This is a genomic window from Streptosporangiales bacterium (genome assembly GCA_009379955.1).
In the GTDB taxonomy this organism is placed as follows: Bacteria; Actinomycetota; Actinomycetes; order Streptosporangiales; family WHST01; genus WHST01.
Genome location: WHST01000098.1, coordinates 1 through 25079, shown reverse-complemented (window position 1 = coordinate 25079; position 25079 = coordinate 1). Strand labels below are relative to the sequence as shown.

The window sequence follows — 25079 nt, the reverse complement described above, 5'->3', positions numbered from 1 at the left end:
GTGGACTACCTTGAGCATGGGCGTACCTTCCCGAACCAGCGCGCCAACGCTGGCACTGATCAGAACTACATGGGCTTCAGATCATCCTCCGGGAAGGTACGCCCCTCCCAAAGCACATCCACAGGTTCCGATCATTGCTCCGCTGCGACTTTTTCAGGTCGAAGTAGCTAGGGACGATCCCAGCTGCCTGCGCACCCGCCGATGCAGCTGTCGTGGTCGTTCGATCCGAACTGGAAGGAGGATCGGAGACATGCTCGCGAACGCGTTTGTTTGTGCGGCAGTACCAGTCGCGGATCTGGAGCGGGCGGAGACGTCGGGACTACCCCGGTGAGCGCCGGTCGGATAGCCGCCCATCCCCGCCTGGGCCTCGCGGTGCTCATGTTGCCGACCTTGCTCGTGTCGATGGACATGTTCGTGCTGCACTTCGCCGTCCCCGAGGTCAGCGCCGACCTGCAGCCTAGTGCGGTAGAGCTGCTGTGGATCGTCGACATCTACGGGTTCACGGTGGCCGGCTCACTGATCACGATGGGGACACTCGGCGACCGGATCGGGCGGCGCAGGCTGCTGATGATGGGTGCGGCGGCCTTCGCCGCGGTGTCGGTACTGGCGGCGTTCTCGGTGAGTCCGGCGATGCTGATCGTCGCCAGGGCGTTGCTCGGGATGGTCGGAGCGACTCTGCTGCCCTCGACTCTCGCACTGATCCGGAGCCTGTTCGACGACGACCGGGAACGAGGTGTCGCATTCGGGGTGTGGGTGGCGGTGTTCACCAGCGGTGGAGCGATTGGGCCGCTTGTCGGCGGCGTGCTGCTCGAGTATTTCTGGTGGGGCTCGGTGTTCCTGCTTGGCGTGCCGGCCATGGTCCTGCTGTTGGCGTTGGGTCCGATGCTGCTGCCGGAGTCGCGGGACCCCGACCCCGGGCGGCTGGACCTGGCCAGCACCGCGATGTCGCTGTTGGCGGTGCTTGGAATCGTCTACGGGCTCAAGCGCATCGCCGTTGACGGGCCTGACGTGTTCGCCGTGCTGGCGCTGGCTGTGGGGCTGGCTTTGGGCGCGGTGTTCCTGCGCCGCCAGCGCATGCTCGCGCACCCGTTGATCGACTTGACCCTGTTCCGGTCGGCCAGGTTTGACCTCGCTCTGGTGGCGCAGTTGTGCGTGAATGCCGCGTGGGCCGGCACGTACCTGTTTGTCACCCAGCACTTGCAGCTGGTGGCCGGGTTGTCCCCGGTGGTGGCGGGGCTGTGGACGTTGCCGGGCGTGGCGGCGGGCGTCGTCACGTCCACGCTGGTGCCGAGGCTGGGGGGGCGGGTACGGCCGGAGTTGGTGCTGGCCGGGGTGATGGCGGTGTCCGCTGCTGGTTGCATCGTGCTCGCGACCGCCGGGACCGGCATCGGTGTGGTAGTCGCCGGGGCTGCCCTGGTCATGGCGATGGCCAGCGCGATCGTCGCGGTGAGCACCGACGTGATCGTCGGATCTGCGCCACCGGAGCGGGCGGGCGCGGCGTCGTCGGTGTCGGAGACCAGCTCCGAGCTCGGGATCGCGTTCGGCGTTGCGCTGCTGGGTGCCGCCGGCGCCGCAGCGTTCCGGGGCGCGTTGGTCCCGCCCGCCGGAATCCCTGACTCGGGGTTGGGCACCCTGGGCGGCGCGCTCGACGTTGCGAGCGGCCTGCCCGACGGTGCGGTGTTCGCGGACGCCGCCCGGGCGGCGTTCCTCACGGGCATGCACGTCGCGGCCTGGGTCGGCGCCGCGATCATGGCCGCAGGCGCGGTATCGGCGCTGGTGATATGGCGTCGCACGCCAGCCGCGACATCGCCGTCAGGTGACGCAACGGAGATCGGCGAGTCCCAAGGAGAAAGCCGATGATGCGTCGTTCTCCGCAGGAGCCATACGATCAGCAGGACGTCGCTCGCAACCGGGCCGCCCGCCACGGCACGGCTGCGTGGTCGTCGCCGGAATGGCGCGACGACGCAGTGTCGTGGCTTGATGAGCAGCTAGCAGCCGCGGGCATCCACCGCCGCGGCGATGTCGAGCAACCACACTTGCGCCCGTGGGCGACAGTGCTGCGGGCTCCCACGTCCGCGGGTCCGGTCTGGTTGAAAGCCGTCGGACCCGGAACGGCATTCGAGGTCGGCCTGTACGAGGTCCTCGCCAGGATCGCCCCGGATCGCGTGCTTACGCCGATCGCGTCGGACTCGGAGCGCGGTTGGATCCTGCTGCCCGACGGTGGCCAGCCCATCGGCGAGCGCCTCGCCGGCACCGATCTGACCAAGGCGCTCGTGGAGGCTCTCGCGCAGTACGGTGACCTGCAACGAAATCTGACTCTGCATGTCGACGAGCTCCTCACGCTAGGTGTCGCAGACATGCGCCCCGCCATCATGTCGCAGCGGTTCGATGAAGCAATGGAAGCCGCCGGCGCGATCATCGACAGCCGCGGGGAGAATGCGGGTGGTCATGCGACTCACCGGCGAGTCACGGCGATGCGAACGACGTTCGCTACCTGGTGCCAGCAGCTGGGCGAGTCACGGGTGCCGGCGAGTCTTGACCACAACGACCTCCACCCCTGGAACATCCTCGGTGACGGCGCCGGCACCGCGGCGTTCTACGACTGGGGCGACAGCGTCGTCGCCCACCCCTTCGCGGCCATGCTCGTGCCGCTGGGATTCGTGCAGCGCCTGCTCGACGTGAACCTCGACGACCCCGGATTCTTGAGCGCGCGCGACACATACCTGCAGGGATTCGCCCACAGCGCAGGTGATGAGGACCTGGCCGCCACACTCGAACTAGCCTGCCGGGTCGCGAAGGTGGCCCGCGCGCTCACCTGGAACCGTGCACTGCAGGCCGCTCGCGACGACGGCGACGAGATCGACGACGGCTGGGTCACCGCCCCCCTGGAGAGTGTCGCGTCGCTCCTGGACGAGTCCTACCTCGGCGGGGCTTGACCGCATGGCGGCCGCCGACTCTGGACCGGTTACTGACACCATCCCCAGGTCGATGCCCTGGGCAGGAGCCACCCTTCGGGGTGGACCGGGCAGACGGTGTCCTTGCCGGACAAGCGTGACGCTCCGCGACCACCTAGACTCGCCAGGGCCACGGGGGTGGCGTGTGGAGGAGCGGGTGTGCGCAAGGTCCTGATCGCGAACCGCGGCGAGATCGCCGTGCGGGTCGCCCGTGCGTGCCGTGACGCGGGACTGGCGAGCGTCGCCGTGTATGCCGATCCCGACCGTGATGCGGTGCACGTCCGCGCCACCGACGAGGCGTTCGCGCTCGGCGGCACGACTCCGGGCGAGAGCTACCTCGACATCGCCAAGCTGCTCGGCGTGGCCAAGCAGGCCGGCGCCGACGCCGTCCATCCCGGCTACGGCTTCCTGTCGGAGAACGCCGACTTCGCCCAGGCCGTGATCGACGCCGGCCTGACCTGGATCGGGCCGCCGCCGGACGCCATCCGGTCGCTGGGCGACAAGGTCGCGGCGCGGCGCATCGCGCAACGGGTCGGCGCCCCGCTCGTCGCCGGCACCGCCGATCCGGTGCGCGACGCCGACGAGGTCGTCGCGTTCGCCCGCGAGCACGGCCTGCCGATCGCCATCAAGGCCGCGTTCGGCGGCGGGGGGCGCGGACTCAAGGTCGCCACCGAGCTCGACCAGGTCGCCGAGCTGTACGACTCGGCGGTACGCGAGGCCGTCGCGTCGTTCGGTCGCGGCGAGTGCTTCGTCGAGCGCTACCTCGCGCGGCCCCGGCACGTCGAGACGCAGTGCCTCGCCGACCGGCACGGCGACGTCGTGGTCGTGACCACCCGTGACTGCTCATTGCAGCGGCGCCACCAGAAGCTCGTCGAGGAGGCGCCCGCGCCGTTCCTCACCGGGGACCAGGTCGCGCGGCTGTACGAGTCGAGCAGGGCGATCATGCGCGAGGCGGGATACGTCGGCGCCGGCACCTGCGAGTTCCTCGTCGGCGAGGACGGCACCATCTCGTTCCTCGAGGTCAACACCCGGCTCCAGGTCGAGCACCCGGTCAGCGAGGAGGTCACCGGCATCGACCTCGTCCGCGAGCAGCTGCGGCTCGCCGACGGCGAGCCCCTCGGCTACGGCGACCCGGCGGTCCGCGGGCACGCGATCGAGTTCCGGATCAACGCCGAGGACGCCGGCCGCGGCTTCCTCCCCGCGCCGGGCACCGTCACGGCCTGGCGGCCGCCGTCCGGCCCCGGCGTCCGTCTCGACTCCGGTGTCGAGCAGGGCACCGTCGTGCCGCAGGTGTACGACTCGATGCTGGCGAAGCTCGTCATCACCGGCGCCACCCGCGCCCAGGCGCTCGAACGGAGCCGGCGGGCGCTGGCCGAGTTCACGGTCGACGGCATGCCGACCGTCCTGCCGTTCCACCGCGCCGTCGTCGACGACCCGGCGTTCGCGGGCGAGCCGTTCGGCGTCCACACCCGCTGGATCGAGACGGAGTTCGCGGGCGGGATCGCGCCGTACGCGGGCGACCCGGCCGCCACCGACGACCCCGCTCCACGCGAGGCGGTCGTGGTCGAGGTCGGCGGTCGCCGCCTCGAGGTCGTCCTGCCCGCCGGCCTGGGTGCCGTCGCGGGGAGCGGCGAGCGCCGGGCGACCAGGCGCAGGGCCACGACGAGCGCGACCGCGGCCGTGAGCGGCGACGCACTGAGCAGCCCGATGCAGGGCACGATCGTCAAGGTGCTGGTCGTGGAGGGCCAGCACGTCGAGGCCGGCGAGCCCGTCGTCGTGCTCGAGGCGATGAAGATGGAGCAACCGCTCACGGCGCACAAGACGGGCACGGTGCACGGCCTCGACGCCCGGGTCGGCGCCACGGTGACCAGCGGCGGCGTAGTCTGTGAGATCCGGGAGTGATTCGTCACACCCATCACCGTCAGTTCGGTCGGGAACGGCGACCCGCCCCCCGTTCGTACTGCTGAGGAGCGACCCGCTCTACTAGGGTGCCAAGTCAAGCCCGCCGAGACGGCGCCCCGAAGCGTCGCACCACGAGGGAGACTGAGCCATGCGTTCCCTGTTGGCCCGCGTTGCCGCCTATGCGATCGCCCCCCTGCTGCTCGCCGGTGTGACGGCCGGCGTCGCCATGGTCCCGGCCGGCACCGCGCAGGCCGCCACGAACACCGACGCGATCGTGAAGGCCTGGAAGGACGGCACCCCCGTCTACCAGGAGCAGGGCGCCGGCGTCCTGGACCCTGACGAGGTCGAGGGCCTCAACACCCAGGTGAACGACGAGAACACCGCGACGCCGATCTTCGTGGCCGTCCTCCCGCAGGGCACGGTCGAGAACAACCGCGGCAAGACGCTGGTCAAGAAGCTCGCCGAGGCGTACGACGACTCCGGCACGTTCATCACCCTCGGCGCGAGCACGATCAACGCCTACTCCAACGTCGTGCCCGACCGGATCGAGTCGCTGACGAAGCAGGCGATCGACACCGGTGACGGCGACCCGCAGGCCATCGTGACGATGCTGATCGACAAGGTCACCGAGGCGGCGAAGGACGAGGCGGCGAAGGGGCCCAGCCAGACCTCGCCCGCAGGCGCCGGCGTCGGCGCGGTCATGCTCGTCGGCCTCGGCCTGCTGCTGCTGATCGCGGTCGCGGGCGGTCTCGTCGCGGTGTCGGCACGCCGCAAGCGGCAGCAGCGTGAGGCGGTGGAGTTCGCCGAGGTGCGCAAGGTCGCCGAGGAGGACGTCACCAAGCTAGGCGAGGACATCGCGGAGCTCGACCTCGACGTCCAGCAGGCCGACCTCGACCCGGCGTCGCGGGTCAACTACGAGAACGCGCTCGACGCGTACGACAGGTCCAAGCGCGCGCTCGACTCCGCACGCCGTCCCGCCGACCTCCGGTCCGTCACCGACGCGCTCCAGGACGGCAGGTACGAGATGGTGTGCGTGCGCGCGAGGATCGACGGCGAGCCGGTGCCCGCCAGGCGCGCGCCCTGCTTCTTCAACCCGCAGCACGGTCCGTCGATCGCCGACCGCGCGTGGACCCCGCCCGGCGGCACCTCTCGCGAGGTCCCGGTGTGCGCGGCCGACGCCGCCACGCTCGACCGCGGCCAGGAGCCCGCGGCCCGGCAGGTCGAGGTCGACGGCGTCCGGCGTCCGTACTGGGAGGGCGGCCCGGCGTACGCGCCCTGGTACGGCGGTTACTACGGCTCCTACGGCGTCGACGGGCTGCTGACCGGCATGCTGCTCGGCTCGGTGCTCGCGGGCGGCTTCGGCGGGTTCGGCGGCTACGGTCACGACGGCGGCGGAGACGGTGGTGACGGCGGAGACGGTGGCGACGGCGGCGGAGACGGCGGTGGCGGCGACTTCGGCGGTGGCGGTGACTGGGGCTTCGGCGGCGGCGACTTCGGCGACTTCGGCGGCGGCGACTTCTGACCGCGTGCCGGTAGCCTTCTGGACATGTCGCCGCGGCTACCAGGAGACCCTGACGTGGCGCGCAAGCTGGTCTACACGCTCGGCGTGCGCCTGCCCGACAGGTACGCCGACTGGGTGCGCCACGACCTCACCGACGCGGACTGGCGCTGGCGGCTCGTCGGCAGGCACATGCTCGTACTCCTGCCGTTCGGCCTGATCTTCCTGCTGCTGCCGGGACCCTGGCCCATCCGCGTCATGGCGGGTGTCCTGCTCTGGGTGAGCAGCGTCTTCGTCATGGTGCTCTACGCCGGCCCCATCCGCGACCGCAAGCTCCGCCAGCACCACCTCATACCTCCGGACGAGGCCACCAGGTAGCGGGTTCGACCTGGCGCCTGTCCCCGGGACACGCCAGACTGGGCGTGGCTGTGGGCGTGAGGAGTTGGCCGGTGGAATGGCGGGAGATCGAGGTCTTCTTGACGCTGGCCGACGAGCTGCACTTCGGCCGGACCGCTGATCGGCTTTACCTGTCGCAGGCACGGGTCAGCCAGACCGTCCGAGCACTGGAGAGCCGGGTCGGCGGCCGGCTGTTCGAGCGGACCAGCCGGCAGGTGTCCCTGACGCCGCTGGGGGAGCGGCTACGTGACGAGCTGCGTCCGGGGTACGAGCAGATCCTGCGCGCGTTCGCCGCGGCGCGGGAGCGGACCCGGGGTGTCGCCGGCACGCTGCGGATCGGCGTGATGAGCCTGCTGGTGGGTGGTCCGCACCTGAACCGCATCCTGCGGCGGTTCGAGGAAGCGCACCCGATGTGCAAGGTCTCGGTGGTCGACGCGACCGCCAGCACCTGCATGGACCAGGTCCGCGACGGACAGCTCGACCTGGTCGCGACGTACCTGCCGCTGACGGCGCCGGAACTCACGATCGGGCCGGTGCTGGCCCGGCAGGAACGAGCGTTGCTGGTGCCGGACGACCACCCCCTGGCGCGACGCGGCTACGCCGACGCCGAGGATCTCGCGGACGTCGTCATGTGCTACTGGCCAGAGGTGCCGGACGAGACCAGGGACGTGTGGATCCCGGCGCGGACGCCGAGCGGCCTGCCCACCCGACGGATCGTCCTGGACGCGAGCCACGGCACGGTGACGTTGCTGTCGGCCATCGCCCGCGGCACGATCTGCCACCCCACGGTGACCGCGTTCGGCCAGTACTTCCACCAGCCCGGCGTCACGCTGATCCCGCTGCACGGCATCCCGCCGCTCGAGAGCGCGCTGGTCTGGAACACCAACAGGGAAACCGCGGCGGTCCGGGCATTCGTCAAGTGCGCCACCGAGATCCTCGCCGACGACGCGGGCGGCGGATCGGCGGAGACCTGACCCGCCGCAGCGAACCTTTCGCGTGGCTTATCGCTGCGATGCGGGAAGGGCCGTTGTTCCCTCCGCTGCCGTGGCGCACGCTCCAGGTACAGGCGTCGGATCGAGGGAGCCATGATGTCGTTGTCGCCCGTCGACGGACGCGTGCGGTTGTCGGATCCAGCGGGTCGGTGGACGCTGGTCGTCACCGCCGTCGGCTCCGGGCTGGTGCTCCTCGAGGCGACGGTCGTCAACGTGGCACTGCCGGCGCTGGAACGGAGTTTTGCCGCGCCGCTGGCGGGTCTGCAGTGGACGGTCAACGCGTTCACGCTGACCATGTCGGCGCTGATCCTGCTCGGTGGCGGTCTGGGAGACCGGTTCGGGCGACGGCGGATCTACCTGATCGGGATCGCGTGGTTCGCCGGCGCTTCGCTGCTGTGCGGTCTCGCTCCGACCCTGGAGTGGCTGATCGCCGGGCGCGCTCTGCAGGGCATCGGCGGGGCACTCGTGGTGCCGGGTTCGCTGGCGCTGATCCAGGACGCCTTCCACCCCGACGACCGTAACCGGGCACTCGGTTGGTGGTCGGGGCTGAGCGGGTCCGCCGGCGCCGTGGGGCCGCTGCTCGGCGGAGGACTGGTGGACATGGCAGGTTGGCGCTGGGTGTTCCTGGTCAACGTCCCGGTCGCGGCGGCACTGGCCGTGGTGATGGTCGCTCGCGTGCCGGAACGTCACATCAGCACCCGATCCGGCCGGTTCGACGTCCTCGGGGCGGCCTTGGCGGCCATCGGTCTTGGCGGCACGACGTACGCACTGACCCAGGGCGCAGCGGAACCGGGCCCTGCGATGGTGGCGGCAGTGCTCGGGATCGCGGCGATGCTGGTCTTCTGGTGGGTCGAGCGGCGGAGCCGGACCCCCATGCTGCCGCTCGGCATGTTCAGCTCACGTCCGTTCAGCGCGGCCAACCTCGCCGGCTTCTTCGTGTACGGCGCCCTGGCCGCGCTCATGTTCGTGCTGCCGATCCAGCTGCAGCTCACCACCGGGTACACGGCGCTGGCCACCGGACTCGCGCTGCTGCCCCTCACCGCACTCACCCTGGCGCTGTCCGCACGTGGCGGAACCCTCGCCGCGCGGCTCGGCCCGCGCGTCCCGTTGACCGCTGGCTCGTTCGTCTGCGCGCTGGCACTCCTGCTCGCGACCCGGATAGGCGCACCTGCCTCCTACCTGACCGACGTGCTTCCCGTCGTCCTCCTGATCGGGATCGGCATCCCGCTGGTGACGCCGGCGATCACCGCGACAGTGCTGAGCGCGGTACCCGACGCCCGCGCCGGCATCGCCAGTGCCGTGAGCAACGGGGTGGCCAGAACGGCCGGTCTCCTCGTCGTCGCCGCCCTGCCGTTGCTCGCGCGGCTACCGCAGGATGCCGCGGGAGATCCGGTGGCGCTCGACCACGGCTTCGACCGCAGCATGCTGATCGGCTCCGGCCTGTTCGTCCTCGGCGGGCTCGTCGCCTGGTTCGGTGTCTCGCGACCCGCCGCCACGACGCCCACGCCGGCGTGCCGTCCCACGATCCACGGGACGGCACCTAGTCGAGCGGGGTCATCAGCCGGCGGGCGGCCTCGGTGATGCTGCCGGTCAGCGACGGGTAGATCGAGAATGTGTGGGCGACCTGGCCGACGGTGAGGCCGCAGCGCACCGCGACCGACAGGGTGAGGATCAGCTCGCTCGCGCGCGGGGCCGCGACCACGCCGCCGAGGACCACGCCGGTGCCCGTGCGGCAGAACACCTTCACGAACCCCTCGTGCACCTCCTGCATCTTGGCGCGGGCGTTGGTGGCCAGCGGCAACATGACCTGCTGGGCGTCGACCTGGCCCGAGTCGACCATCGCCTGGGTGACACCCACGCTCGCGATCTCGGGGTCGGTGAAGACGTTGGCGGCCACGGTCGAGAGGCGCAGCGGCTCGACGGCCTCGCCGAGCGCGTGCCACATGGCGATGCGTCCCTGCATCGCCGCGACCGACGCGAGCATGTGCACGCCCGTGCAGTCGCCCGCCGCGTAGACGCCGGGGACCGACGTACGCGAGACGCGGTCGACCTCGACGAACCCGCTGTCGTCGAGGCGCACGCCGGCCCCGGCGAGGCCGATGCCGCCGGTCGCGGGCACCGAGCCGACGGCGAGCAGGCAGTGCGAGCCCTCGACCGTACGACCGTCGACGAGGTGGACGGAGACGCCGTCGGACGTGCGCTCGACCGACTCCGCGCGGGCCTTGCCCACGACGTTCATCCCGCGGCGCGCGAACACGCTCTCGAGCACGGCCGCGGCGTCCGGGTCCTCGTGCGGCAGCACCCGGTCGCGGCTCGACACCAGGGTGACCGTGGAGCCGAGACCGAGGTACCCGCTGGCGAACTCCGCGCCGGTGACGCCCGAGCCCACCACGACGAGCTCCTCCGGCTGCTCCGGCAGGTCGTACACCTGCCGCCAGTCGAGGATGCGCTCGCCGTCGACCTCCGCGCCCGGCAGCCGGCGCGGCTGCGCACCCACCGCGACCAGCACGACGTCGGCGGCGATCTCGCGACCGCCGACCTCCACGCGCCCGGGCCCGAGTACCCGCCCGGTGTCGCGGATCAGCTCGACGCCCGCGTCGGTCACCCGGGTGGCGATGTCGGCGGACTGCGCTAGGGCCAGGTCCTTGACCCGGCGGTTGACCCTGGCGTTGTCGACACCCACCGGCTTGGCGGGGTCGTCGTCCCGGTCGAGACGCAGGCCGAGGTCGGGTGCCTGCTCGAGGCTGTGCATCGTCTCTGCCGTCGCGATGAGGGTCTTGGACGGCACGCAGTCCGCGAGCACGCAGGCACCGCCCGCACCGTCCCGTTCGATCAGCGTGGCCTCCGCGCCGAGCTGGGCGGCGACCAGCGCCGCCTCGTACCCGCCAGGGCCACCGCCGACGATTGCGACCTTCGTCACGTGAGCTCCCGTCCCGATCGCATCACGACGCGCTGCGCCGCCTCCGCCCGCCAGTATGGCCACCCCACGCGCCGGGCCCGCACGCAACCTCGGTCGCGTGTCACCGGCGCATTCTCCCGTCCCGCGAGGGCCGGAGGCCGTACCCTGGTCCCGTCATGATGTTCGCACCCCGGCACCGCCGCCTTCGCATCGCTCGCCCCGCGGAGGGACTCTCGTGACGCTCTACGCCGCCTACGGCAGCAACATGGACCCCAAGCAGATGCTGCTGCGGGCCCCGCACTCCCCCGCGCGCGGCAGCGGCTGGCTCACCGGCTGGCGGCTCGGCTTCGGCTCCGAGGACCGCGGCTTCGACGGCGCGCTCGCCACCGTGGTCGAGGACCCGGTCGGCCAGGTCTTCGTCATGCTGTACGACGTCGCTCCCGCCGACGGCGCACAGCTCGACAGCTGGGAGGGCAGCGACCTCGGCATCTACAAGAAGATCCGGGTGCGCGTCGACACCCTCGACGGCCAGGTGCTCGCCTGGATCCACGTGCTCGACGGCTACGAGGGCGGGCTGCCCTCGGCCAGGTACGTCGACATCATCGCCGAGGCCGCCACCCGTGCCGGCGCGCCCGACGACTACATCGCGTCACTGCGCGCCCGCCCCTGCCGCTGACGCGCGGAGCCAGCCAAAGACGGGGGACATTTCGGCCCGGACGGGTCACCCAGCGGCATACCGACGTAGCAGCGCCGTGACCTCGACCGGGGCCGCCCACCGGCGCGGATCGATCATCTAGTCTCGGCCGAATGGGAGAGCAGAACTGGTTCGACCCGCACACGACCGCGCGGTCGGCCGCCAAACGCCTGCACGAGATGACCGAGGTCCCCGCGTTCGACGTCGCCGTCGTCCTCGGCTCCGGCTGGCGTCCCGCCGTCGACATGCTCGGCGAGACGAGGCGCGAGTTCCTCGCGACGGAGCTGCCCGGGTTCCAGCGCCAGGCCGCCACCGGCCACGCGGGCACCATCCGCGCGCTGCGCGCCGACAAGCGTGAGGTGCTCGCCTTCGTCGGGCGCACCCACCTGTACGAGGGCCACGGCGTCGACCCCGTCGTCCACGGCGTCCGCACGGCGGTCGCCGCCGGCTGCAAGATCATCGTGCTGACCAACGCGTCGGGCGCCGTCCGAGAGTCGTACATCGTCGGTGAGCCCGTCCTGGTCCGCGACCACCTCAACCTGACGGCGCTGTCACCGGTCAGGGGCGCGCGGTTCGTCGACCTCACCGACCTCTACTCGGCACGGCTGCGCGACGTGTGCCGGCGGATCGACCCGTCGCTCGAGGAGGGCGTCTACGCCGGCATGCCCGGCCCGCACTACGAGACGCCGGCGGAGATCAGGATGCTCCGCGGCATGGGCGCCGACCTCGTCGGCATGTCGACGGTGCTCGAGGCGATCGCCGCCCGCGACGCGGGCGCCGAGGTCCTCGGCATCTCGCTGGTCACCAACCTCGCGGCGGGGCTCGGTGACGCGCTCGACCACGACGACGTGCTGCAGACGGGTCGCCGCGCGTCCGCCCGGATGGGCAGGCTGCTCGCCGAAGTGGTGCGCTGTGAACACCCCGACCTCCCCGGCTGACGTCCCGGGGCCGGGGGCCGACGCCGAACGCCTCGACGAGCTCGTCCGCGCGGCGCGCGCGTGGCTCGACGACGACCCCGACCCCGACACCCGCGCCGAGCTCGCGGCCCTGGTCGGCTCCGGTGACGCCGGTGGGCTCGCCGCGCGCTTCGACGGCACCCTCGCGTTCGGCACCGCCGGGCTGCGCGGCGCGCTCGGTGCGGGCCCCAACCGGATGAACCGCGTGGTCGTGCAACGCGCCGCCGCTGGCGTGGCCGCGTACCTCCGCGCGAGCGGGACGACGGGCCGCGTGGCGATCGGGTACGACGCCAGGCACAAGTCCGACGTCTTCGCCCGCGACACGGCCGACGTCCTCGCCGGTGCGGGCTTCACCCCGCTGCTGCTCCCCCGCCCGCTGCCGACGCCGGTGCTCGCGTACGCCGTCCGCCACCTCGGCGCCGTCGCCGGGATCATGGTCACGGCGAGCCACAACCCCCCGCAGGACAACGGCTACAAGGTCTACCTCGGTGACGGACGGCAGATCGTGCCGCCCGCCGACGCCGGCATCTCCGCCGAGATCGCCAAGGTCGGGCGGGTGACCGAGCTGCCGAAGGGCACCGCCTGGCCCACCCTCGACGACACCCTCGTCGACGCGTACGTCGAGCGCGTGGCGTCGCTCGTCTCGACGCGCTCGCCACGCCGGCTCCGCCTCGCGTACACGCCGATGCACGGCGTCGGGCGCGACGTCATGCTCGCGGTGCTCGCCCGCGCCGGGTTCGACCCGCCCGCCGTCGTCCCCGCGCAGGGCGACCCGGATCCCGACTTCCCCACCGTCGGCTTCCCCAACCCCGAGGAGCCCGGCGCGCTCGACCTCGCCGTCGCCACGGCGGTGGAGTCGGGCGCCGATCTGGTGGTGGCGAACGACCCCGACGCCGACCGCTGCGCGGTGGCCGTGCGACGGCCCGACGGCACGTACCGGACGCTGAGCGGCGACGAGCTCGGCGCCCTGCTCGGCGCGCACCTGCTGCGCCGCGACCCCGACCGCCCGGGTGCGTTCGCCGCGACGATCGTGTCGTCCACGCTGCTCGGCCGGCTCGCGGCCGCGGCCGGCGTGCCGTACGCGGAGACCCTCACCGGCTTCAAGTGGCTCTCCCGCGTGCCCGACCTGCGGTACGCGTACGAGGAGGCGATCGGCTACTGCGTCGACCCGGACGCCGTCGCCGACAAGGACGGCATCAGCGCCGCGCTGCTCGCCTGCGAGCTCGCGGCGACGCTGGCCGCGGAGGGTCGCACGCTCGATGACCTGCTCGACGAGATCGCCGTCGCGCACGGCCTGCACGCCACGCGGCCGCTGTCGGTACGCGTGCGGCGCCTGGCGGAGCGCGAGGAGATGCTCGACCGGCTCCGCGCCGATCCGCCGCGCACGCTGGCGGGGCTCGCGGTCACCTCGGTCGACGACCTCGACGCCGGCGGCGCCGGCGTGCCGCCCACGCCGGGGCTGCGCTTCCGCCTCGGCGAGCAGGCACGCATCGTCGTCCGCCCGTCCGGCACCGAGCCGAAGCTCAAGTGCTACCTCGAGGTCGTGGTGCCCGTCGAGACCGACGTCACCACCGCGCGCGAACGGGCCGACGAGCGGCTCACCGCCCTGGCGGCCGACCTGGCGAAGGCCGCCGGCTTCCCCGCCTAGTGTCCTGACGCTAGTGTCCTGCGGACACTAGCGGACGTCGACGCAGTCGCCGGCGCCGTTGATCGGGCCGGTCGTCGAGCTGCCGGCGAAGGAGAAGCGGAAGCAGCCGTCGCGCGACGCCGTCACCGTCGTCCTGAGCGCCCCGCCGGACGGCGTGGTGAGGGTCTTGACGGTCGCGTACGACCCGGTGGTCGTGCGGAACTGGAGCGCGACCTTCTGGCCGGTGTAGCCGTGGTACTCGTAGCTGTCCCAGTTCGCCCGGCTCAGCTTGCCGGCGATCGTGATGGTCTTCCCCTTCGCCACCGGCTCGGGCGTGGCGTTGTTGGTGACCCGCGGCCACCGCTTCATGGTGAAGCCCTTGCCCGCGCCCGACCACGACGTGCCGTCGGTGGCGGTCGCGGTGATCGTGGTGGTCAGCGTGCCGGCGTCGGCGTTGTCGAGGTCGGCCGGGTCGAACGCGACGTTGAACGTCCATTCCTCACCCGACGCGGCGGCATCCGTGCGCTCGGCCTTCGCGACGCGCATGCTCTTCTCGTTGACCGGCTCGCCGGAGTGGAAGAAGGCGACGTCGACGAGGTCGACGTCGCACGCCGTGTCCGTCCACACCGTGTAGGTCAGCCACTTCACGTCGGTGGTGCCGACGACGAGCGCGGCCGGGGCGGCCGCGGAGTCGGTCACCGGGGCGGCGCAGATCGCGGCCGCGGCGGCGTCGGCACCGGTGTCGGCGGACGCGGTGGCGGGGAGGAGCACCGCGGCTGCCACACCGAGGGACAGCACACCAAGGGACCTGGACGGCGAACGCATGGAAGGGGCCTCTCGCTCGGGGTCCGTAGGACCTTACGAGCGACGGGCGGAAGACGCCTCGGTTCGGCGCGACCGGCGGCGGGGCGTCACCATGTGCGCCCCTTTCGTGCACGCTGGGTGACGCACCTCAGGGGACGAGGAAGCTGACGAGCACGAGCACCGCGGGGCCGGCGAGCACCCCGATCGAGAGCCACGACCAGCGCACCGACTCCGCCGTATGGCCGGCCTCCCGCGACCTGCGGCCGAACCTGTCGGACATGTCGCGGAGCCGCTGGACCAGCAGGTCGGACTCGGTGCGTCGCGCGATCTCCTCGGCGTGGGCCTCCGCGCCGGCGGGCTTGCCGCCGGAGCCGGCCCGGTCGGGCACCCGCGGGCGCGCCCGGTTGCGGAACGACGAGCGCCGCCAGTTCGGCACGTGGCCGACCCACGAGTGGTAGCGCCGGTTCGCCGTCTCGACCCGCACCGTGTCCTGCGAGCCGATCTCGTCGACCGCTCCCCAGGGGATCTCGATGTCGCGCAGTGGGTTGCGCATCAGCACGCGGTCGGGGTCGGCGCGCAGCCGTGGCCGTAGCGAGATCACCCACACCAGGCCGCTGACGAAGAGCAGGATCGAGCCGGCGTACGCGCTGCCGCGGTCCCACGGGTGGCGGAGGATGTCGACCACGTTGAAGACGGCGAACGCCATCCACACCCAACCGAAGATCCAGCCCACCTTCGACTTCTCGTCGACGTGGTCCTCGTCAGGCGGCTTGCTGGTCACGGGCCGATTGTCGCACGGCGCACCGTCCGCGCGGACGGGTCGACGGCGCTACGCTGGCGCCGTGGCCACCACAACCCATGCGCTCGACGACGTCACGGCGTCGGAGTCGTCCCTGCGGCGCTTCCTGCACGGCCTGCCGGGCGTCGACCAGGTGGGCGCCGAGGAGCGCGCCGCCCGGCTGGGCACGCGTTCGATCAAGACGACGGCGAAGGCGTACGCCATCGACCTCGCCATCTCGATGGTCGACCTCACCACGCTCGAGGGCCAGGACACGGCGGGCAAGGTCCGCGCACTGTGCGCGAAGGCGGTGCGCCCCGACCCCACCGCGTCCGACGTGCCGCACGTGGCCGCCGTGTGCGTCTACCCCGATCTCGTGGCGACGGCGACCCACGCGCTCGCCGGCAGCGGTGTCAACGTCGCGAGCGTCGCGACGTCCTTCCCCTCCGGGCGCGCGGCCCGCTCGGTGAAGCTCGCCGACGTCGCGGAGGCGGTGACGGCGGGCGCCGACGAGGTCGACATGGTCATCGACAGGGGCGCGTTCCTCTCCGGTCACCACCTCGCCGTCCACGACGAGATCGTCGCCGTGAAGCAGGCCTGCGGCGCGGCCCACCTCAAGGTGATCCTCGAGACCGGCGAGCTGACGACGTACGACAACGTCCGTCGCGCGTCCTGGCTCGCGATGCTGGCCGGCGCCGACTTCATCAAGACCAGCACGGGCAAGGTCCAACCGGCTGCGACGCTGCCGGTGACGCTGGTGATGCTCGAGGCCGTCCGCGACTTCCGCACCGCGACCGGCCGCCAGGTCGGCGTCAAGCCCGCCGGCGGCATCCGCACCTCCAAGGACGCCATCCGCTACCTGGTGACCGTCAACGAGACCGCAGGCGAGGACTGGCTCAGCCCGACCTGGTTCAGGTTCGGCGCGTCGAGCCTCCTCAACGACCTCCTCATGCAACGCCAGAAGCTCGCCACCGGCCGCTACTCCGGCTCCGACTACTTCACCCTGGACTGATCCCATGCCCCCATTCGAGTACGCCCCCGCACCCGAGTCGGCGGCCGTCGTCGACATCAGGTCGCACTACGGGCTGTTCGTCGACGGGGAGTTCGTCGACGCCACCGACGGGCAGTCCTTCAAGACCGTCAACCCGGCGTCGGAGGAGGTGCTCGCGGAGGTGTCGGCCGCGGGCCCCGCCGACGTCGACCGGGCCGTCCGCGCCGCGCGACGGGCGTACGACCGCGTGTGGGGACCGATGCCCGGGCGCGACCGCGCGAAGTACCTGTACCGGATCGCCCGCATCATCCAGGAGCGTGCCCGCGAGCTCGCCGTGCTCGAGTCCATCGACAACGGCAAGCCGATCCGCGAGTCGCGCGACGTCGACATCCCGCTCGTGGCGGCGTGGTTCTTCTCCTACGCCGGCTGGGCCGACAAGCTGCCGTACGCGGGCTTCGGCGCCGACCCGCGGCCGCTCGGCGTGGCCGCGCAGGTGATCCCGTGGAACTTCCCGCTGCTGATGCTCTCGTGGAAGATCGCGCCCGCCCTCGCGTGCGGCAACACGGTCGTGCTCAAGCCGGCGGAGACCACGCCGCTGACGGCGCTCGCGTTCGCCGACATCTGCCGGCAGGCCGAGCTGCCTCCGGGCGTCGTCAACATCATCACCGGCGCGGGTGAGACCGGCGCCGCCCTCGTCGGGCACGACGGCGTCGACAAGGTCGCGTTCACCGGCTCCACCGACGTCGGCCGGCAGATCGCGAGGAGCGTCGCCGGCACCACCAAGAAGGTCACGCTCGAGCTCGGCGGCAAGGCCGCCAACGTCGTGTTCGACGACGCCCCGATCGACCAGGCCGTCGAGGGGATCGTCAACGGCATCTTCTTCAACCAGGGCCACGTCTGCTGCGCGGGCTCGCGGCTGTTGGTGCAGGAGAGCGTCTACGACGAGGTGCTCGACCGGCTGCGCACGCGGATGGGCACGCTGCGGGTCGGCGACCCGCTCGACAAGAACACTGACATCGGCGCGATCAACAGCGCCGAGCAGCTCGCCAGGATCCGCGCGCTGAGCGAGGTCGGACAGGCCGAGGGCGCCGACATCTGGTCGCCGCCATGCGAGCTGCCGGAGCACGGCTACTGGTTCCCGCCCACGCTGTTCACCGGCGTCACCCAGGCGCACCGCATCGCGCGCGAGGAGATCTTCGGCCCGGTGCTGTCGGTGCTGACGTTCCGCACCCCGGCCGAGGCCGTCGAGAAGGCCAACAACACGCCGTACGGCCTGTCCGCCGGCGTCTGGACCGACAAGGGCTCGCGCATCCTCTGGATGGCCGAGCGGCTGCGCGCCGGCGTGGTGTGGGCCAACACGTTCAACAAGTTCGACCCGGCGAGCCCGTTCGGCGGGTACAAGGAGTCCGGTTACGGCCGCGAGGGCGGCCGGCACGGTCTGGAGGCCTACCTTGCCGGCTGAGCGGAAGCCAGCCAGACCCGAACCGCGGGTCGGCGTGCGCAAGACGTACAAGCTCTACATCGGCGGCGCGTTCCCCCGCAGCGAGTCGGGACGCTCGTACGTCGTCGAGGACGCCGAGGGCGGCTTCCTCGCCAACGCCGCGCTCGCCTCGCGCAAGGACGCGCGTGACGCCGTGTCGGCCGCCGCCAAGGCGGGGCCCGGCTGGTCGGCGCGCACCGCGTACAACCGCGGCCAGATCCTCTACCGCATCGCCGAGATGCTCGAGGGACGCCGCGACCAGTTCACCACCGAGGTCGCGGCGGGCGAGGGCGTGCCCCGCAAGGCGGCCGACGTGGTCGTGTCGGCGGCGATCGACCGCTGGGTCTGGTACGCGGGCTGGGCCGACAAGATCACCCAGGTACTCGGGTCGAGCAACCAGGTCGCGGCACCGTACTTCGACTTCAGCGTCCCCGAGCCCACGGGCACGGTCGCCGTCGTCGCGCCGCAGGACTCCAGCCTGCTCGGCCTGGTCTCGGTCGTGGCGCCGGCGATCGTGAGCGGCAACACCGTGGTCGTCCTCGCCGCCGAGACGCGGCCGCTGCCCGCGGTCACCCTCACCGAGGTGCTCGCCACCAGCGACCTGCCCGGCGGCGTGGTCAACCTGCTCACCGGCCGCGTCGCCGAGGTCGCCCCCTGGCTGGCGTCGCACATGGAGGTCAAGGCGATCGACCTCACCGGCGTCACCGACGCCGAGCTCGCCACCGACCTCGAACGCTCCGCGGCCGACAACCTCAAGCGCGTCGTCCGCCCGACCACCGGCGCTGACTGGAACGTCGACCCCGGCCTCGACCGCCTCCGCGCGTTCCTCGAGACCAAGACCGTCTGGCACCCGGTCGGCATCTGAGGACGGTCAGCCCTTCTTCGCCAGGGTGATGAGCGGCCGCACCTGCTTCTCCATCCCCGACCAGTACGTGTCGAGCTGCTGAGGATCCAGGTAGCTCAGCCGCAGGCCCGAGGCCGTTGCCTTCTTCTGGAACTCCGGGTCCTGCATGGCGCGTTCGATGGCCGCCGAGATCTTGTCGACGATCGGCTTCGGTGTGCCCTTGGGCGCGGAGATGGCGCGCGACGTGGCCACCTCGATCGGATAACCCTCGTCCCTTCCTGTCTTGACGCCAGGGAAGTGGGGATCTTCCTTCTTGTCGAAGATGGCGAGCAGACGGATCTTGCCGCTGCGGACCAGCTCGGCCGTGTTGCCGCTGAGGTTCAGGTTGCCCACATCGGTGTGGTGCCCGAGCACGTCGGCGAGCGTCTCCGCACCGCCACCACCGTGCACGACCGCGAACTTGACGCCGGTCATCTCCTCCAGCCGCAGGCAGGCGATGTTGCCGTCGCTCAGGATGCCGCTGTCGGTGACCGTGACCTTTCCCGGCTTCGCCTTGGCGGCGCGGACGAGATCGTCCAGCGTGCGGTACGGACTGTCCGCACTCACCGCGAGAGCGGTGGGGTCGGTGACGTACATTGCGACCGGTTCGAGACTCGCCCGTTCGAAGTCCGCCTTGCGCGCCGGGTCGAGGTAGGTGGCGATGGTGGCCGGCAGATGGGTGAAGCCGATCGTGTACCCGTCGTTCTTGGCACGGGCCAGGGCGCTCACGCCGACCTGGGAGCCGGCGCCAGGGCGGTTGACCACCTCGATGTTGGTGCCGATCTCCTTCTCGAGGTACGGCTTCAGCAGCCGGGCGCCGATGTCGCCCGCCCCACCCGCGTCGTACGGCACGATCAATGTGATGGTCCTGCCCTTCGCGGGATACGTCGACACATCGTTCTGCGTCGACGGTCCGCCGCAGCCGACGGCCGCGACGAGTGGGATCAGGGTCGCCAGCGCGACCAGAGCCGACCGTGGGGTTCGCATCTGTGCCTCCTTTGGCCTTGCGAACGGATGTCATGGCGTGGAACGGGGTACCTCTGTCGTGCCGGTTTCGTCAGGCGTCACCGGCGACTCGTCTCGACGGAACCGTGCGAGGGCACCGCGAATCACGCTCCAGAGCACGACCGCGCCTGCGACGCAGAGCACGGTGAGCGCGATCGGACGGTCGACGAAGGTGGAGAGGCTGCCCGCGCTCGCCTCGAGCGCCTTGCGCAGGTTGCTCTCCATGAGCGGACCGATCACCAGGGTGAGGACCAGCGGCGCGAGCGGGAAGTCGAGCTTCCGCAACAGGTACCCGAGCAGGCCCGCGACGGTCATGACCGTGAGGTCGAACGTGCTGTTCGATACCGCGTACGCACCGATGATCGTGAACTCGAGGATGACGGCGAAGAGGATTCCGTAGGGAACCCGCAGCATCTGCGTCCACACCCTGATGAGTGGAAGGTTGAGGATCAGCAGGATCGCATTACCGATCACCATGCTCGCGATGACCGTCCAGACGAAGTCGGCGTGGTCGCGGAACAGCAACGGTCCGGGAATGATGCCGTTGGCCATCATGCCGCCCATGATCATGGCGACCGATGCCGTGCCCGGGATCCCGAGCGCGAACAGCGGGATGAAGTTGGCGTTGACGAACGAGTTGTTCGCGGTCTCGGGGCCCGCGACGCCCTCGATCGCACCGCGCCCGAACCGGCTCCGGTCGGACGCGCGCCTGACTTCCACGCCGTAGGACATGTACGAGGCGATGACGGACGTCGCGCCAGGGATCAACCCGAGCAGGAAACCTATACCCGTCCCTCGTGCGATCGCACCACCGGACCTGCGCAGGTCGTCTCGATCGGGCAACACGGAACCCACCTGGGTGCGGAAGACCTGCTGGGCCTTCTTCTCGAGGTTCAGCAGGATCTCCCCGACGCCGAACAACCCGATGACGACGGGGATGAAGCTGAGCCCGTCCAGCAGCTCAGGACGGCCGAACGTGAACCGCGGAACGCCCATCGCCGGGTCGATCCCGACGGTCCCGACGAGGAGCCCGAGGATCCCCATGATCAGTGCCTTGACCAACGAACCGCCGGCCAGGCCCACCACCAGCGCGAGGCCGAGCACCATGAGGGCGAAGTACTCCGGAGCCCCGACCAGCAGCGCGGCCGAGGTCAGCGGCTTCGCCGCCACGACGAGGCCGATGGTCGCCGCCGTACCGCCGATGAACGAGCCGATGGCGGCGATGCCCAACGCTCGCCCGGCTCGGCCCTGCCGAGCCATCTGGTACCCGTCGATGCAGGTGACCACCGACGCGGACTCCCCCGGCATGTTCATCAGAACGCTCGTGATGGTCCCGCCGTAGTTCGTGCCGTAGAAGATGCCGGCGAGCATGATGATTGCCGGGACGGGCGGCAGGTTGAACGTCACCGGGATGAGCAGCGCGATCGCAGCCGCGGAACCGATTCCCGGGAGAACACCGATGAGCTGCCCGAGCACGCAGCCGATGAACGCGAACAGGAGGTTCTGCGGCTGCAGCGCGGTCAGCAGTCCGTTTCCGAAGAGGCCCAGTACCTCCACGGCGACCTACAACCCGAGCGACGACAGCCAGGGCAGTCCGGCAGGGGGCAGCTGCACGGAGAGCCAGTGCGTGAAGACGTAGTACACGCCGAAGCTGCCGGTGACCGACACGATGGCCGTGACGATCAGCCGCTGCCGGCCCAACCCGACGAGGAGCGCGATGAGCACGGTCAGCATGGTGAGCCGGAAACCGAGCCACTCGACAGCGAGCGCCGCGTACAACAAGGCCACGACCACGGCGCCGACGCGCAGCGCACCGGCACGACCCGGCCACAACCGCTGCTGCCCGCCTTCCGACCGGCCCGCCGTCGCGGCAGCCTGCCGTCTCCCGGTGACGAGGACTTGCACGAACCACACCAGACCGAGCAGAGCCAGCAGGCAACCCAGCCAGAACGGGAAGAGGCCCGGGCCGGGACCCGTCGGTGTGGAGTACGTCATCCGGTGTGCCTCGTACACCACCCACAGGCCGAGCACCACGAACACGCCCGCCGTGACGCCACTCGCGCGGGTCATGGGGTGCCCGCCACGGACGCCTCGACCGGGAACTCCAGGTCGACGAGCGGCCCGAACTGCTGACAACCGTAGACGTCGTCGTCGCCGACGGATCCGCTGACCACGGGGCGAGGGATCGTTATCTTGTAGGCGTACGCAGGACGGTACGCGTACACGCGCACCAACTCCTCCGGCACACCGTAGAGCTCGCTGAACAGCCGCGCACACAGCACCCCGCTGTTCTCGATCTGGTCGAAGATCTCGGGACTCTTGAACATGATGTCGAAGGTGAGCTCGAAGGGACCGGCGTTCTTGCTCCGCACGAGGCGGGACAGGTCGCGCAACCGTGCCATCAGTGCCGCACCCCCGTCACCAACGCGCCGGAGCGGGACAGCTCGACGACCTCGGTGCGGAACATCTCCTCCGGTGAGTCCGGTTCGACGACGACGTTCATGTCGAACTCGTAGACCGGCCCGCGGACGAGATCGTTGGCACCGTACGGCAGCGCGATGTTGCTCAGGAACCCGGACCAGCCCGGCACGGTCTGGTGCAGGGTCTGATGTCGCGCGATGGCGGCGATCTTGTTGGCCAGCGCCTGGTCGGTCGCGGTCACCTCGATGACCAGACCGACCTCGTGGTTCGGTTCGCTCCGGCGTGGCTCCAGATCGCCGAGCGTGCCGTCCCTGCCGTATACCCGATACCGCACCGCCCACGCCTCGTCCGGGAGATCGCCGTACATGCGACCCACGCGTACCGCCGTGCTCTCTTGGCACGCGGCGATGAAGGCGTCGAGCGCCTCCAGGATGATGGGGTCGCGTACGCCCGCGACGATGACCGTCTGGTACCCCGCGAGCCGCACGCCCTCCAGCTTCACCGTGTAACGGTCGGCCTCGACGAAGCGACTACCGGTCACACTCACCGCGCGCTCGTCCACCGCGCGGTACCGCGCGTCCGTGGTGTCGAGCGTCCCCGCCGGCTCGATGATCCGGAACGGGTCACCGTTCTCGTAGAGGCTGTGCGCGGCGACGCTCGTCGGCGTACAGCGCAGGCTCGGATTCGGCGCACGGACCACGAACTCGTGATCGTCGATGGACGCGAACATGCAGTCGGGCGCGGGCCGATGGTCGACCGCCGCCGCGCCACACTCGAGGATCTTCGCCGCGTGCCAGGCCAACCCCGGTTCGACACCACGCATCAGAGGCACTGCCGCGAAGATCGACGTGTCGGTCGCGCGACCGGCGAGGACGACGTCCGAGCCGGCGGAGACGGCCGACATGATCGGCTCTGCACCCATCATGCCGACGACCGTGATGCTCTCGTCGATGAGCGCCTCGTCGATGGGCGCGGCGTTGGGCAGCGGATGGATGCGACCCTCGGCGAGCTTGCCCTTCAGCCAGGTCTTGTCCTGCCCGGAGTAGATGACCGTCATCCGCAGGGCGAGGCCCAGCTCGGTGGCGACCTCCTCGATGATCCGGCGAGTGAGGTCCACGTTGCGGTCACCCCCCGCACCACCCGCAGAGCCGATGACCAGCGGGATGCCGTTGTCGAGAGCGGCCGGGAGCAGCAGCCGGAGATCCCGCCGGTAGGCGTCCTCCGGGTAGCGACAACGACCCGTGGCGAGGTCCGTCGGACCGGAGTCCGTGGATCCCGCATCGCACCCGACCATGTGCGGATCCATCTCGAGACCGAGGCGGAGCGACTCCTCGGGAAACCCGGTTCCCAACATGCCGGTCGCGGACAACAGCCGGGCGTTGGCCATCCTTGACTCCTATTAGAATGTCGTTTCATATCCTGAAACAGCGTTGTCGTATCGTGACGGTAGACCCGTGGACCGAGGCAGTCAAGGTCGTCGGACGGCGCCCTCGTCTAGGGTCGGTCATTCGGGCGAGGAGTCATCGAGGGACGACGGGAGGTCCACGTGGGCACCGGTCAAGCTGGCCAGCAGCGCTATCTGGTCCAGTCGGTGGCCCGCGCCATCGAGCTGTTGAAGGCGTTCACACAGGAGGAGCCCGAGCTCGGTCTCGCCGACATCGCGCGCATCACGGGCCTGAGCAAGCCCACCGCCTTCAGATTGCTCGCCACGCTCCAGGCCGGCGGACTGGTGAGCCAGAGCGCGCGGACCGGTTCCTACAGCCTGGGTTCAGAGATCGCCGTGCTCGCCGCGGTTCGGGCGCGGCAGAGCGACCTGCTCGACCGCGCCCTGCCGGTCATGAGACTGATCAGGGACGACCTCGACGAGACGACCTCCCTGGCCATCCGTGTCGGCGACCACCGGGTCCATCTCTATCAGCTCGAGAGCCTGCAGACTGTCCGACGTACGACGGAGATCGGTGATCGTGCGCCCCTCTACGCGGGTGCCGCCAACCGAGTCCTGCTGGCCGCGATGGACGACGGCGAGATAGCCGCGTACCTGCAACGAACTCCCCTGGTGGCGTTCACTCCGCGTACCACGACCGACCCCGACAAGCTGCGCGCGAAGATCCGCCGCATCCGGCGTGACGGCTACGCGGAGAGCCGGGGCGAGCGCGACCCCGCGGGTGCCGCCGTCGCCGCCCCCATCCGCGACGCCGCCGGCGACGTCGTTGCTGTCATCTACGTCAACGTTCCCGCCGAGCGCTACACGCCGCGACTGCGGTCGCGATGCGTCGGCGCTGTCGTCGACGGCGCCGATGCGCTCTCCAGAGAGCTGGGCTTCCGTCCGCGGACGACGACTATCGGCCGCGCGAAACCACGTGGCCGGACTACATAAGTGGACTACGTGGGCGCGGGTACGGCGTGCTCGACCTCGACCTCGACCTCGACCTCGACGTCGCCGTGGACTTGCTCTGGGGACCGCTGCAGCACCGCTGGCTCCAACGCAGGCCCGAGCGCGTCCTCTACGGCCTGCTCTGACAGATCCAGCCGCACCGTGACCACGGCTCAGCCGTGGCGGTACTCGTGGGGGTGTCGCAGGTAGGTGCGGCTGGTGGGGCTGGTCCAGGTGCTGGTGCCGTTGGTGTTGTTGTGTAATCGCCAGTGGTTGTTGTCGTTGTCTTTCCAGCGGTGGTGAGTCGGCGGCGGGAGTTGCACCCGCCGCCGCTCGTAGAACCGTGCGTGACACTCTCGCGTCACACGGCTCCCGTCGTCGAGCCGCTGGGGAGTGCACCGTGTTGCCAGTGGGTGAATAGTCCC

At 70.9% G+C, this 25079-nt stretch carries 22 protein-coding genes; 14 read left to right on the top strand and 8 right to left on the bottom strand.

What is annotated here, in order from left to right; genetic code table 11:
* Window positions 1-378: 378 nt before the first annotated feature.
* The 7 genes from GEV10_23830 to GEV10_23800 all read left to right on the top strand — a co-directional run bounded on the left by GEV10_23830 (window position 379) and on the right by GEV10_23800 (window position 9323).
* On the top strand, window positions 379-1860 hold the full coding sequence (locus GEV10_23830; GenBank protein MQA81474.1) for an MFS transporter: 1482 nt from the start codon (window positions 379-381) through the stop codon (window positions 1858-1860).
* Window positions 1860-2936: a phosphotransferase gene (locus tag GEV10_23825; protein MQA81473.1), complete on the top strand. Its 1077-nt coding sequence runs from the start codon at window positions 1860-1862 to the stop codon at window positions 2934-2936. Before GEV10_23830 ends, GEV10_23825 begins: the two co-directional genes overlap by 1 nt.
* A 177-nt stretch (window positions 2937-3113) precedes the next feature.
* Entirely contained in the window at window positions 3114-4856 is a 1743-nt protein-coding gene (locus tag GEV10_23820) for an ATP-grasp domain-containing protein (GenBank protein ID MQA81472.1), read from the top strand.
* 148 nt (window positions 4857-5004) lie between these two features.
* On the top strand, window positions 5005-6378 hold the full coding sequence (locus tag GEV10_23815; GenBank protein ID MQA81471.1) for a hypothetical protein: 1374 nt from the start codon (window positions 5005-5007) through the stop codon (window positions 6376-6378).
* A gap of 54 nt (window positions 6379-6432) precedes the next feature.
* On the top strand, window positions 6433-6732 hold the full coding sequence (locus GEV10_23810; protein ID MQA81470.1) for a hypothetical protein: 300 nt from the start codon (window positions 6433-6435) through the stop codon (window positions 6730-6732).
* 71 nt (window positions 6733-6803) lie between these two features.
* Window positions 6804-7724 (top strand): LysR family transcriptional regulator, encoded by a 921-nt coding sequence (locus tag GEV10_23805; protein MQA81469.1) that lies wholly within the window; start codon window positions 6804-6806, stop codon window positions 7722-7724.
* Window positions 7725-7835: 111 nt separating this feature from the next.
* Entirely contained in the window at window positions 7836-9323 is a 1488-nt protein-coding gene (locus tag GEV10_23800; GenBank protein MQA81468.1) for an MFS transporter, read from the top strand.
* Here GEV10_23800 and GEV10_23795 read toward each other — a convergent pair.
* Complete coding sequence (locus GEV10_23795) at window positions 9283-10662, bottom strand: NAD(P)H-quinone dehydrogenase (GenBank protein ID MQA81467.1); 1380 nt, start codon at window positions 10660-10662, stop codon at window positions 9283-9285. The two genes, GEV10_23800 and GEV10_23795, sit on opposite strands and share 41 nt — an antisense overlap.
* A 214-nt stretch (window positions 10663-10876) precedes the next feature.
* Between GEV10_23795 and GEV10_23790 the strand changes: the two genes are divergently transcribed.
* The 3 genes from GEV10_23790 to GEV10_23780 all read left to right on the top strand — a co-directional run bounded on the left by GEV10_23790 (window position 10877) and on the right by GEV10_23780 (window position 13939).
* A complete protein-coding gene (locus GEV10_23790; protein ID MQA81466.1) occupies window positions 10877-11317 on the top strand; it encodes a gamma-glutamylcyclotransferase in 441 nt (146 codons plus the stop codon).
* A gap of 131 nt (window positions 11318-11448) precedes the next feature.
* Window positions 11449-12273 (top strand): purine-nucleoside phosphorylase, encoded by an 825-nt coding sequence (locus GEV10_23785; GenBank protein MQA81465.1) that lies wholly within the window; start codon window positions 11449-11451, stop codon window positions 12271-12273.
* A complete protein-coding gene (locus tag GEV10_23780) occupies window positions 12248-13939 on the top strand; it encodes a phospho-sugar mutase (protein MQA81464.1) in 1692 nt (563 codons plus the stop codon). Before GEV10_23785 ends, GEV10_23780 begins: the two co-directional genes overlap by 26 nt.
* A gap of 27 nt (window positions 13940-13966) precedes the next feature.
* Here the strand turns inward: GEV10_23780 and GEV10_23775 are convergent, their stop codons facing one another.
* Both GEV10_23775 and GEV10_23770 read right to left on the bottom strand, forming a co-directional pair.
* Window positions 13967-14716, bottom strand: a complete 750-nt coding sequence (locus GEV10_23775) for a hypothetical protein (protein ID MQA81463.1) — start codon at window positions 14714-14716, stop codon at window positions 13967-13969.
* A 154-nt stretch (window positions 14717-14870) separates the two neighbouring features.
* Entirely contained in the window at window positions 14871-15503 is a 633-nt protein-coding gene (locus GEV10_23770; GenBank protein ID MQA81462.1) for a hypothetical protein, read from the bottom strand.
* A gap of 61 nt (window positions 15504-15564) precedes the next feature.
* Here GEV10_23770 and deoC point away from each other — a divergent pair, with 61 nt between their 5' ends.
* Genes deoC through GEV10_23755 form a run of 3 tightly spaced genes read left to right on the top strand, consistent with a single transcriptional unit; the run spans window position 15565 to window position 18836 of the window.
* Window positions 15565-16512 (top strand): deoxyribose-phosphate aldolase, encoded by a 948-nt coding sequence (gene deoC, locus GEV10_23765; protein ID MQA81461.1) that lies wholly within the window; start codon window positions 15565-15567, stop codon window positions 16510-16512.
* Window positions 16513-16516: 4 nt separating this feature from the next.
* Window positions 16517-17953, top strand: a complete 1437-nt coding sequence (locus tag GEV10_23760) for an aldehyde dehydrogenase family protein (GenBank protein ID MQA81460.1) — start codon at window positions 16517-16519, stop codon at window positions 17951-17953.
* Window positions 17943-18836: an aldehyde dehydrogenase family protein gene (locus tag GEV10_23755; protein ID MQA81459.1), complete on the top strand. Its 894-nt coding sequence runs from the start codon at window positions 17943-17945 to the stop codon at window positions 18834-18836. Before GEV10_23760 ends, GEV10_23755 begins: the two co-directional genes overlap by 11 nt.
* Window positions 18837-18842: 6 nt before the next feature.
* Here GEV10_23755 and GEV10_23750 read toward each other — a convergent pair whose 3' ends face one another.
* From GEV10_23750 to GEV10_23730, 5 genes are read right to left on the bottom strand one after another with little or no spacing between them, the layout of a single operon-like run.
* Window positions 18843-19841 (bottom strand): tripartite tricarboxylate transporter substrate binding protein, encoded by a 999-nt coding sequence (locus GEV10_23750; protein ID MQA81458.1) that lies wholly within the window; start codon window positions 19839-19841, stop codon window positions 18843-18845.
* Window positions 19842-19871: 30 nt separating this feature from the next.
* Window positions 19872-21416, bottom strand: coding sequence for a tripartite tricarboxylate transporter permease (locus GEV10_23745; GenBank protein ID MQA81457.1), 1545 nt, complete (start codon window positions 21414-21416; stop codon window positions 19872-19874).
* Window positions 21417-21422: 6 nt separating this feature from the next.
* A complete protein-coding gene (locus GEV10_23740; protein MQA81456.1) occupies window positions 21423-21929 on the bottom strand; it encodes a hypothetical protein in 507 nt (168 codons plus the stop codon).
* Complete coding sequence (locus GEV10_23735) at window positions 21926-22261, bottom strand: DUF4387 family protein (GenBank protein MQA81455.1); 336 nt, start codon at window positions 22259-22261, stop codon at window positions 21926-21928. The genes GEV10_23740 and GEV10_23735 overlap by 4 nt, the downstream gene beginning before the upstream one ends.
* Window positions 22261-23667: an acyclic terpene utilization AtuA family protein gene (locus GEV10_23730; protein MQA81454.1), complete on the bottom strand. Its 1407-nt coding sequence runs from the start codon at window positions 23665-23667 to the stop codon at window positions 22261-22263. The genes GEV10_23735 and GEV10_23730 overlap by 1 nt, the downstream gene beginning before the upstream one ends.
* A 159-nt stretch (window positions 23668-23826) precedes the next feature.
* On the opposite strand from GEV10_23730, the gene GEV10_23725 reads away from it, so the two are divergent.
* Window positions 23827-24657: a helix-turn-helix domain-containing protein gene (locus tag GEV10_23725; GenBank protein ID MQA81453.1), complete on the top strand. Its 831-nt coding sequence runs from the start codon at window positions 23827-23829 to the stop codon at window positions 24655-24657.
* The last annotated feature ends 422 nt before the right edge of the window (window positions 24658-25079 follow it).